Origin of the sequence: Flammeovirga agarivorans (genome assembly GCF_012641475.1) — a bacterium.
Classification (GTDB): domain Bacteria; phylum Bacteroidota; class Bacteroidia; order Cytophagales; family Flammeovirgaceae; genus Flammeovirga; species Flammeovirga agarivorans.
This window is the reverse complement of sequence record NZ_JABAIL010000006.1, coordinates 356,755-368,607: the sequence shown is the minus strand read 5'-3', so window position 1 is coordinate 368,607 and position 11,853 is coordinate 356,755. Positions and strand designations below refer to the sequence as shown.

Below are 11,853 nucleotides of genomic sequence, written 5' to 3'. Positions count from 1 at the left end.
AAATAATATGAAAGATTTTATAAATAAGTATCTGGTCATCGGCTTATCATTAATAGCTTTTACTTCTTGTGAGCCTTACGAAGACTATCTAACAGACTTTGATTATTCTATTGTCTATTTTCCTTATCAACAACCTGTAAGAACTGTCGTTCTAGATAGCGAACAGAAAACAAATGTAGGTGTTGTATTAGGTGGGAAAAGAGAAAATAAGGATAGGGTAGTCACTCAATTTGAAATCAATGAATCTCTGTTGAATGAAACATCTTGGGAACTTCTTCCAGAAGAATACTATACTCTTGGTCATACTTCTGAAATGGTGGTTGAACCTGGTACTTTTCAGGGGTTAGTGGAGATCAATTTTACTGATGCATTTTATGATGATCCTAAAGCGATTACTAACCATTATGCATTACCGCTTTTGATCACACAATCTACAGCAGATTCAGTACTTACAGGTTCTACAGAAAATGGTGTATTGGCGAAGAATTATATGATTCCAGTGTTTAAGTTTATTCATTACCTAGAGGGAAATTGGTACCATCATGGAGTAGATACAAGTTTTGATCCTCAGGGAGATACTTTAGTATCTAATGTATACAGCCATAAAGACATGGTGAAGAATGATGTTTGGATCTTAAATACTTTAGCGAAAAATAAAGTATCTACCAATGGTATTGGAAGTACAAACAATGGTAGATTACAAATCAATATTTCTTCAGATAATGTAGTAGAAGTGGAGCCTTTTGAAGGTTCACCTATCACAGAAGTAACCAATAATTTATCAGAATATAATGCGAATACTAATGAGTTATATTTAGACTACAACTATTCTGATACCGATGGGATTAAACATCATGTAATGGATACATTAACATTCCGAAACCTAGATATGGAGTTGGAATTATGGTAATATAATCCATTAAGTAGAAGAAGGGTATTGGTTCAATGGACTGATACCCTTTTTTATTGAATATAAATGAGTATTCATCCAAATTAGTTAAATATCCCCTCCCTAAAAGGGAATTATTTTCTCATTTATTAATACAACACCACCAATTTTGGAGTGTAAGTTATACACTCATGTAAAAAAAGAAATTGACTTACTCACTTATTTTTTAATCATTATATATTGATCATCATTAAAGTATGAATTTCAAGATTATTACTTTTTTACTAATACTAACACACCTATTTCCTCATTTAGGTACAGCAGAGAATGATAAGCCTAATATTCTATGGATCACTTTTGAGGATACATCACCTCATATGATCTACAATAACCAAGCGGCAATAACACCGGTGATGGATAAAATTTCAGAAATGGGTATCCGGTTTAATTCTGCTTTTTCGACAGCTACCATATGTTCTGCATCAAGATCTGCTATTATAACGGGAATGCATGCGACATCTATTGGTACAGGAAATCATAGAGGTAATATTCCTTTTCCAAACTTCATCAAAGGATTTCCAACCTACTTAAGAGACCATGGATATTATACATCCAATAATCTGAAGACAGATTATAATGTACTTGATGCTTCTGATTTTACGAATGAAGCTTGGAACGAAAGTAGTGCTACAGCAACATGGAAAAATAGGAAACCTGATCAACCCTTTTTTAGTGTATTTAATCTAATGTATACTCATACGAGTAGAAAGTATGTCAATTCATATAGTAATTACAAAAAGGAAGTATTGGATAATCTTCCTGATGAATTACAGACAAAACCTGAAGATGCAATAGTACCTCCCTATTTAAAGGAATCGGAGGAAATGAAAGAACACTTCGCCAGGATTTACAATTGTATTAACTATACAGATTCTAAAATTGGAGAAATACTCGATGAATTAGAAAAGGATGGACTGACAGAAAGTACAATTGTATTTATCTATTCTGATCATGGTGAAGCCATGCCTCGCGGAAAAGGGAATGGCTTAAACATTGGTCATCAAGTGCCACTTTATGTTTATGTTCCCGAAAAATTTAAAGCATTGGTTGGTATTGATATTGGAACTACATCTGATCGGGTAATAAGTTTTGAAGATTTAGCTGCAACAGTACTTTCATTAACGGGTATAAAAGTTCCTGATTATATGGAAGGAGTAAATTTCTTAGCTAAAAACTATACTAAGGAAATGTATTTTGGAGCTAAAGATGCAGCAGATGAGATTAGAGATATCACAAGAGAAGTAGCAGACAATAACTTTAGCTATTCAAGAGTATATAACACTTCGTTACCTGAGATGAAATTTAAAAACTATACAGGTAAATCGGAATTATATCAAACGGTTAGAAATGATTTATGGAATGGAAGATTAAATGATTTTCAAACCTCACTTTTCTATGATCACAGGAAGTATGAAAAACTATATGATACAAAAAATGATCCTTGGGAAATGAATAACCTAGCTGATGATCCTCAGTATAAAGAACAGCTAGAAAAAATGAGGGATTTTTGTAATCAACAGATTTTGGAAACAAGAGATCTTCAGTTTATTCCATATGGGGAAATGATTAATATCTACCTGAAAACGGGGCTCACTCCTTACGAGTTTAAATTTGATGAAGACATATATCCATTAACTAAAATTCTTCCGATAGCCAACTTATCTGGAAAAGGAAAAGAAGTGATTGAAGAACAAGTAGAAGCCTTAAATAGTGATATAGATTTAGTACGTTATTGGGCAATTTATGGACTTAGAAATCAACTGTCTAATGTGATTCCCTATCTTAAGGAAGTCGAGAAAATTGCTTTTGATACTCAAGAAAGAAGCTTTATTAGAATTGAAGCGGCCACTATTTTATATCAGCAAACAAGAAACGAAAAAGCTCTTGAATTACTTCAGGAATATGCAAAAGGTGAGGATTTGTTCCATCAGTGGCACTCTTTAAGAAATATACAAGATTACTTCACCAACCAGAATGAATTTACTGGTCTATATGAAGAAGTTATTGATAATCTACCTGCTTCGGATGATATCGATAAATTGTATCGATCGATAAGAAATAATGTGCAAACGACTTGTAAAGGTGCTTTGTATATGATTAATGAGAGAGCTAAAAAAAATATTGAAAAAGAAGAAATAACAATTCCGGAAACCAATGGATATGATTGTATGGTAGAGGAAGAAAACTTTGAATCTATATCATTGTCAGGAAATTGGTCCATCATCAACGGAACCGAAAAAGAAGTTTTCGTTGAAAACAAGCACTTGATATTGAATAAGCTTAGTTCTGAAAATTCAATACCTACCATACAATATCAAATCGCAACTGAATTAGATGATAATTATGAACTAAATTTCACTTTTTCTGCTAGTAAAAATCACCTGTCAAATACTATAGATTTTATCTCATCGGAAGGAAATTATATTCTTTCTCTATTGATTGGAGGTGATAACAGATATAATATTTTTTATACAAATTCTATAGAAGGAGAGCAGGTCACAACATTTCTAGATGAAAATGCTTTATTATCAGATAAGTTTGAAAAGAATAAAAACTATAGAGTCAAACTTTCTATTTATGAAGGTAAATCGTTGGATATATATATCAATGGATTATTAGTTGAAAAAGGAATTAAAGTAATCAATGAAAAAATAGATAAACTGGTCTCTACTTTTAGCAAAGTCTATAAGAATGAAGGTACTATTTACTTTGATGCATTAAACATTAAAAACAAAATAGATTACCAACCCCTAAATGATAAGATTAGTGAAGCCTACACAATTATCAAAGCAATAAGCGTTGGTACTTCAGTAGGTGACTTCCCTCAGACTGCTGTGGATACTTTACTACTTAACATTGATGATGCAACACTAATTGTCAAAAACTGTACACCACAATATACAGTGAATGCTACAATAGATTCACTGGATCAAGCAATTAAAGCTTTTCTTTTATCTGAGGTGAAAGAAGAAGAAGAAAATGTAGATCCAGAACAACCTCCTTTAGAAGGTCAAATACCTACTGATATTTATGATTTTAAGAGTTCATGGTTTTTAGGACCAAACCCTTTCGATTCATATTTCTTTGTAAAATTCCAAGAAGCAAAATCTGGAAGAATCTCTATTTATGACCTTTTGGGTAATATTCTTTATCAGGAGTTTATTACAAACCAGAAAAGCATTGATATTAAAACTCTCCATCTTCAAACAGGTGTGTATATCATAAAGTTTGAGTCTCCTACAGATTACTTTACATCAAAAATTCAAAAATTATAATGAAAATATTAGTACACATTTTTCTCCTATTATTTTGTCAAGCTGTAATTGGCCAAAATATATCAGTTGAAGCTACTCGTTCCAATGTGGCATATGGTAATGAGCAAGCACAAGTGTTTGATTTTTTTCAAGCTACATCGACAGCACCTACTCCTCTTTTATTTTTTATTCATGGAGGAGCATGGAAAGGGGGAGATAAGAAAGACATCCATCAGAAAAAGTTTTTTCCAGATCTCTCGCCTTTTTTAGACAATGGAATATCGGTAATTACTGTGAATTACCGTTTATTGAAGGACGTAGATAATACTATTTATCCCAAAGTAAGTATACCAATAAATGATATTCTTAAAGCTTTACATTATGTAATAGATCATGATACTGAATTTTATATCGATAAAAATAATATCGCTTTATGTGGTGGGTCAGCCGGTGCTTGTAGTAGCTTAATCATTGGTTTGAATAGCAGTGTAAGCCATGAAAAAAAGTACAAGCAATTACGAAAATCAATAAATGCAGTTTTTGCGATAAGAGCGCAGACTTCTTTAGATCCAAAAATGGTAAAGCAATGGATTCAAAATAATAAATATGGAGCACATGCATTTAACCTAGAATTGGATCCAAAAAATAAGAAAGTTAACTATAAAAACTTTCTAAATAAAAGGGATGAAATTTTGAAAGAAGTTCATGAATATTCACCCTATGATCTTCTGAAAAAAGGAAAGAGGTACCCTGCGTTATACCTTTACTACCCAAGTTCAATTCAGCTAGAGAATCCTAAAATCAAAGACCCCGTACATTCAGCAAATTACGGGTACTATTTTAATGAAAAATGTAGGGAATTAAATATTCCATGCCAATTGTATACCGCTGAAAATGGTTATGATGAAAGTATTGTGATGAAAGATATTATTAAGGTATTGGTCAAAAAACATAAGACATTCTAAAATGAAAAAGGTATTATTCATATTATTATTGGGGCTCACTCAGGTGGGATATTCACAAAAACAGTATAATGTAATACAAATTATTGTTGATGACTTAGGTTGGAAGGATTTAAGTAGTTATGGAAGTGATTATTATGAAACACCAGCATTAGACAAGTTTGCTGAAAAATCAATTGTTTATACAAACTCTTATGCATCTTGTAATGTGTGTTCACCTACAAGAGCAAGTATTGTTACAGGTAAGTACCCTGCAAAACTGAATTTGACCGATTGGATTGAAGGATGGAAGATGCCATATGCAAAGTATTCTATTCCTGAATGGACCATGTACCTAGAAACAAGCCAACCGACCGTCGGTAAATTATTTAAGGAAAACGGATACAAAACAGCTCATTTTGGAAAATGGCATTTAGGGGAAAATGAAGGATACTGGCCAGAAAATCATGGCTTCGATAAAAACCATGGAGGTTGGAGCAAAGGTGCTCCTCATAAAAATAAGAAGAAAGGTTATAATGGTTATTTTATGCCTTACGGAAACCCAAGGTTAAAAGATGGACCTCAGGATGAGTACCTAACTGAGCGATTAGCCAAAGATGTATGCCTTTATATTGAGGAAAATAAAAATGAAAAATTCTTTGTTAATCTATGGTTTTATAATGTACACACACCTCTACAGGCAAGGGCTGAAAAAGTTGATAAATATAAGAACAAAGAGAAAGGCAAATACCATAGTAATCCTACTTATGCAGCCATGATAGAACATGTCGATGAAGCTATCGGTCAAGTATTAAACAAAGTAGAAGCTTTGGGTTTGATGGAGAATACTATTATTCTATTTAGTTCTGATAATGGAGGATTAATAGGAAAGCCTAAACGTAAAGTCACTAATAATTCACCATTAAAAGGAGGGAAAGGTACCATTTATGAAGGTGGTATTCGAGTTCCAACAATGATTTATGCACCAAATTTAACACCTAACAAGGTCGACTATGCAGTCTCTTCTATAGACTATTTGCCTACTTTAGCACAGTTAGCACATCTAAAAATTGAAAAGGATGTTCAAGAGCAGTGGGATGGTATCTCCATCGTAGAATTCAACCAAACTGAGCATTATTATTCTCGACCATTGTATTGGCATTACCCTCATTATCATAGCCAAGGTGCAGTTCCTCATACTGTTGTTATTCAAGAAGATTGGAAACTCATTCATAATATCGAGAATGGAAATTATGAGCTATACAATTTAAGAGATGATATTGGTGAACAAAATAACCTAGTGAAGTCTGAAAAGGCAAAATTCTCAGAATTAAAGAAAAAGATGAAAGTATGGAAAAAAGAAGTGGGAGCTCAAATGCCGACTAAAAATCCAAACTACAAACCAACATCTAAGTGATAGAACAAGGAAAGGTAGAGTGTCGCATTCTACCTTACTTTCAATTAAACACATATAATAACCGTCATAATTTGAGTGAGTTATTAATAATTGTCAATTACGAATTAGATCCGTTAAAAGGATGATCTATATGTTGTTATTTCAACACCTATAAATTAATCTTACAAAATAATTTTCAATCTATTCAATCCATTACTACTGAAATTCTGAGAGGGACTAACTCTCCATTTCAACTAAATATCAAAACCTAATGTTAAGAGTAAATTTAACTTCTCTCCATCTTTTATCTATCCTAATTTTAGCAACTTCCACCTCAGTGTTATCACAAGGAAAACTAGCTTTGTATACACTGAATGATAAAAATGAAGAAATCGCTTTTTCTAATAATTCCTCTATCAATTTTGGGAATCCTGGTGTTCATCCATCTTTGATGGCAAGGCAAATAATTATAAAGAATGAATCTGATAATGAAGAACTTATAATTTCAAAAATTTCAATATCAGAAAATAGTGCTTTTACCTTTTATCAGAATGAGGTATTAACTATTCAACCCAAAAATAAAACATCCATTTTCTGTTTCTATAGTCCATCAGATAACATAGATAGAAAAGAATCTACAGTTACATTTACGACGACAGATACTCAAGAACCTGTAGTTACATTTACGACATTAGTAAATGATAAAGAAGGAGAATTATTAATCACTTCGTCCGATTACCCCGTCACAAATAATACGATTGATCTAGGGAATATGGAAATAGGAGAGAGTAAAAATTTCACCTTAAATATGACGAATAATGGGGAAGGTTATATGTATGTGGAACCTCCAATAGTTAATAATGATACCCATCGTTTAGACTATTCGTTTCAATCAAAAGAAGTATTTGCTCCCGGTGAGAACTATAATAACAACATTTACTTCCAAGCAAAGAAAAAGGGACCTATACAAGCAACTCTTAAACATGTATTGCAACGTGGACAAAAAGATGCGGTTGATATTATGATAACAGGTAATGTCTTGGCACCCGTAACAGAAGTTTATTTTGAAGGAAATAAATTAACTACTCAAAACTCTATAGTAAAAGACCCTATTCCACACCAAGTACAGACCTATGATTTTGTGATCAAAAATACTGGAAATACCGATCTTACTATTAATGGAGTAAACATTGAAGGTGCAGCAAAAAAAGAATATACCGTTTCGAACAGTGGTGTTTTTAAAACGATACCACCCAATGCATCTTTAACTTACACCTTGTCATTAGTACCTTCAAGTATTGGCCAAAAGGATGTATCCCTAACATTCAATACGACTGACCCTGACCAACCTAAGATTGTCGTAGATTTTTCGACTACTGTGGAAGAGGCTATATTACAATTTGAAGATAAAGAAGGAAATGAGATTGATTATAGATTAGGTTATAATCTACCATCTACCCAAAATGGCACAGTAATACAGGGAGAGCTTTTTATAAGAAATATTGGAAACATAGCATTAAGTATATCCGATGTAATTAAGATAAATGATGACTTTGACGAAATGTCATTTATCCTTTCAGGCAGTACGATTGCTCCTAATGAAAAAGAAAAACTTGATTTTACATTTAAGCCTCATCACAGAAACTATCCTGTAACTTCTTTTCCAATAGATCTTATTTCTAATAATTTTGAAGATAAAGACATTCGACTTGTCGTCAATGGAATTCATAAATTTACCGAAAGTACTTTAACCTACAATGGAAATACCGTGACCGAAGATTATCCCATAGATTTTGGTCGGGTTGATATCAACCATGGTAAGGAGGTGGTCATTCTTGTAGAGAATGAAGGGAATTTACCTGTTACCATCAATAATGTGAATTTTAAGAATCCTCTCCAAACAGATTTTGAAATAAAGAGTTTTACACAAACAGAGATCACTTCAGGCGGAAAAGGAGAAATCAAAGTCATCTGCAATACAAGCAAATTTAATGAGTTGATTGATGTCGTGCTTTCTGTTGAAACCAATGATTATTTATACCCTATTCAGACTGTAAAACTGACAGCTAATCCTGTAAAATCAGATCTTTATATTAGTAATCCGTCAGGTACAATGGCCGTTTGGGATGGAGATACCGAAAAATTTGGAAGTTTAACTATCGATCAAGATCGTGAATATACCTATGTGTTAAAAAATAGGGGAGGAGCTCCATTAAATATACAATCATTGGTTGTGGCAAATACAGATAAATTTGACCTCAATTTTGAAACACCACAGTTCCCTATCCAACTTGCACCTCAAGAAGAAGTAGAAGTAAAAATGAAAGCTACCTCTCCAAAAGTTCCCGGGACATTTTCAACAAAGGTCGAAATAAATACGGATGAGCCAAATAGAAATAGATTTACTTTTTATGTTGAGTTTACCAATAAGGTACCTGTTATAGAGGTGAGTAGTCTAGATGTTATAACTACAAATACAACAATAGATTTCGACAAAATTGAGTCCTATCAACTGACCTTGAAAAATATTGGAAATGAAATTCTAGAATTGGATAACGTAAACATTAATAATAAGGCATTTACGACCGAGTATAATCAAGAAATCACTTTTCTACGACCAGAAGAAACATTGGATATCACAATTCATTATAATGAAAAGCAAAACACAAATAATGTAGGTGTATTTTCGATCGCCTCTAATGATATTAATATACCAAATTTCACACTCTACTTGGAAGAGAGGAAATCTACAGTGACGAATATTCATCATGTAAAAAATACTATTAAGGTGTTTCCAAATCCTGCTACTGATCTATTGACAATTCAAGGACTAGAAAAAACATCTCAAATACATATTGTCAATCTTCAGGGTATATTAATGATGGAATGTTGGAGTGATAGAACAGTCAATATTAGCCACCTTCCGTCTGGAGTCTATATGTTACAAATAGAAAAAGGGAGTACTATTAAGTTCATTAAAAAGTAAACATTTATACATCATCAGATGAAATCAAAAAAGCTGAAGGAAGAACCTTTGGCTTTTTTGTTAAATTAAACAGTCGAAGGAAAATACTTTTCGTTGGTACATCACCAATAAACAAATATTTCAAATAAAGCTTTTGCTTCAACTTTGAAAATAATTAAGTTAGCAGCCGAATTCAATTTATGACCTTTTGAACTGTAATAAAGTTTAGCCTTTTTATTCTTTATCGTTCTGTTAGGGTCAATTAAAAAAAGATATTTACTTTGCGCGTTGATATAGAAAATCCTAGAGTCAAATGTTATAAATGTATGAGACCTTCTGTCTCATGTATTTGTAAATACACAAAACCTTTACAAACAAAGACTCGTTTTGTCATTCTTATGCATCCTATGGAATATAGAAAAGAGAAAAATGGGACAGGGCATATGACAAAACTTCAACTTGAAAATTCAGAAATTATAGTTGATGTTGATTTTACTAATAATAAACGCGTCAATGAAATTCTAACGAAAGAAGCCAGTAGTTCTTTCTTACTTTATCCAGGAAAAGAGAATTTCAATTTATCAGAAAGAAGCAGTACTGAAATCGATACTTTTTTGGGTGATGCTCCACATCTTTTTATTCTTGATGGTACATGGCCTTGTGCTCGTAAAATGCTTAGACTAAGTAAAAATTTACAAGCCTTACCAAGAGTAAGTTTTGACAATAAGATAAAATCAAAGTTTATTCTTAAACAACAGCCTGAATCACTTTGTCTTAGTACAATTGAGTCGGTCCATACAGTACTCAACCTACTTAATAAAGCCGATGTAGAGCAATGCGAAACTACAGACTTTCTACTTCCATTTGAAAAAATGATTGAGTACCAAGTCGAGTGTATCCTTAATCCCAATAATAATCACTACCGCCCAAACAAGAAAAAAGGACTTAAGGCAAAAAATATCTATAAAAAAGATTCTGAAAGAAACATTATTTTTGAGAAGGAGTAGGGGGCTTAATCATAATTAAGAGTTTTACATACTAATATCCTCTTAAACTACAGTACTTATTCTCATAGAAATAGGAGGTTAAATTAGATTAACTTTTGGGATATTACATCATATAAATCATCGCTATATCCATAATACTGGTTTATTACATTTCCATCCTTGTCTAATAATAACAGAGTTGGAAAGACTTTAATATTATAATTGTTAGTTATTTCATTTGTTGAATCATTCAGTATTTTATATTGAATTTTATAATTTTTTTTTAGCTGATCGATTTTTTCTTCATTATCATCAAAATCAATCATAACTATATCTAAAACATTATTAAAGTCATTATGTAAATTTGAAATTATTGGTATTGATAATAAACAGGGGTAACAAGAAGAATAAGAAAAATCTAGTAGAGTATATTTTTTATGATAGTTATAATCAAGTTTATAATTTTCATTAATACTTAAGTCAATTATCTCATCAGTATCTTTAGTGTAAATTGTAATAAACTCCTCAATATTTTGTGATGTAAATAACTTTTTATCAAGTTCATCAAAACTATAATCAGATATTTCTTTTATAATATGTTGTTTATCAGGCTTTCCTAAAAAATTAGCTTTACTAATTTCTTCATATTTTTCTATAATATTATTGTCTTTATTTATTGTAAATATATATTCGATACTATTTATTTTAATGGGAGAATTACTCTTGTTTTCAAGAGTAGTATTAGTTTTAGTTAGAACTCTATAAAAATTCCCTGAATCTAATAATGTAAATACAGTTGTAGAATCTAGCACCCTTTTTAATATCTTCTCATTATCTGTTATTGGTGGATATGTTCTTGAAATATCATTTCTATAATCTTCATTTTTAGCTTTATACTGTTTGTTATTTAAGATCTCAGCTTTTGATTTAGAATAATCTATAGAAATAATTCCTGTATCAATACCTATTACTTTATCATTTCCAGCTTCAAAAATATAATTGATTATTGAGTCATTTTCATTTTTCAGTATTGTTCCTTTTTGTTTAATACCACTATAAATCGTAGTATCTCCCAAATATTTAGTAGCTATAGTAACTGTAAATTTACTGTTTTGATGTTTTTGTGTATTGGTTAAAGCATTTAATAAAATATCTTTTGGTTCTATATTTTTAGAGCATCCAAATAGTAAAAGAATAAAAAAAATTGAGTATTTCATATTTTATTATCTTGAATAATCACATCTTGTAAACCTAAAACCTGAGCTTACTAAAGTAACTTAATGATAGTTTTTAGTTACCAATTCTGCATTAATTTAGCAAAAGACAAATGATGTAATCCTATAGTTCAGTAAGTAATATTCT

The 11,853-nt window shown here is 31.4% G+C and carries 7 protein-coding genes; 6 read left to right on the top strand and 1 reads right to left on the bottom strand.

The window, feature by feature from the left end:
• The first annotated feature begins 7 nt into the window (after positions 1 to 7).
• The 6 genes from HGP29_RS19855 to HGP29_RS19830 all read left to right on the top strand — a co-directional run bounded on the left by HGP29_RS19855 (position 8) and on the right by HGP29_RS19830 (position 10,512).
• On the top strand, positions 8 to 910 hold the full coding sequence (locus HGP29_RS19855; RefSeq protein ID WP_168884174.1) for a DUF1735 domain-containing protein: 903 nt from the start codon (positions 8 to 10) through the stop codon (positions 908 to 910).
• A 236-nt stretch (positions 911 to 1,146) separates the two neighbouring features.
• Positions 1,147 to 4,224 carry a sulfatase-like hydrolase/transferase gene (locus HGP29_RS19850; protein WP_168884173.1) on the top strand — a complete coding sequence of 1,026 codons (3,078 nt, stop codon included), beginning with the start codon at positions 1,147 to 1,149 and terminating at the stop codon, positions 4,222 to 4,224.
• Positions 4,224 to 5,168, top strand: coding sequence for an alpha/beta hydrolase (locus tag HGP29_RS19845; RefSeq protein ID WP_168884172.1), 945 nt, complete (start codon positions 4,224 to 4,226; stop codon positions 5,166 to 5,168). Before HGP29_RS19850 ends, HGP29_RS19845 begins: the two co-directional genes overlap by 1 nt.
• 1 nt (position 5,169) lies before the next feature.
• The gene (locus HGP29_RS19840) at positions 5,170 to 6,561 is read left to right on the top strand and encodes a sulfatase (RefSeq protein ID WP_168884171.1); all 1,392 of its coding nucleotides are present in this window, start codon (positions 5,170 to 5,172) and stop codon (positions 6,559 to 6,561) included.
• 250 nt (positions 6,562 to 6,811) lie between these two features.
• Positions 6,812 to 9,526, top strand: a complete 2,715-nt coding sequence (locus tag HGP29_RS19835) for a choice-of-anchor D domain-containing protein (RefSeq protein WP_168884170.1) — start codon at positions 6,812 to 6,814, stop codon at positions 9,524 to 9,526.
• Positions 9,527 to 9,786: 260 nt separating this feature from the next.
• On the top strand, positions 9,787 to 10,512 hold the full coding sequence (locus HGP29_RS19830) for a tRNA-uridine aminocarboxypropyltransferase (RefSeq protein ID WP_262889541.1): 726 nt from the start codon (positions 9,787 to 9,789) through the stop codon (positions 10,510 to 10,512).
• 83 nt (positions 10,513 to 10,595) lie between these two features.
• On the opposite strand, the gene HGP29_RS19825 is transcribed toward HGP29_RS19830, so the two are convergent.
• Positions 10,596 to 11,708 carry a TlpA family protein disulfide reductase gene (locus tag HGP29_RS19825; RefSeq protein WP_168884168.1) on the bottom strand — a complete coding sequence of 371 codons (1,113 nt, stop codon included), beginning with the start codon at positions 11,706 to 11,708 and terminating at the stop codon, positions 10,596 to 10,598.
• Positions 11,709 to 11,853 lie beyond the last annotated feature (145 nt).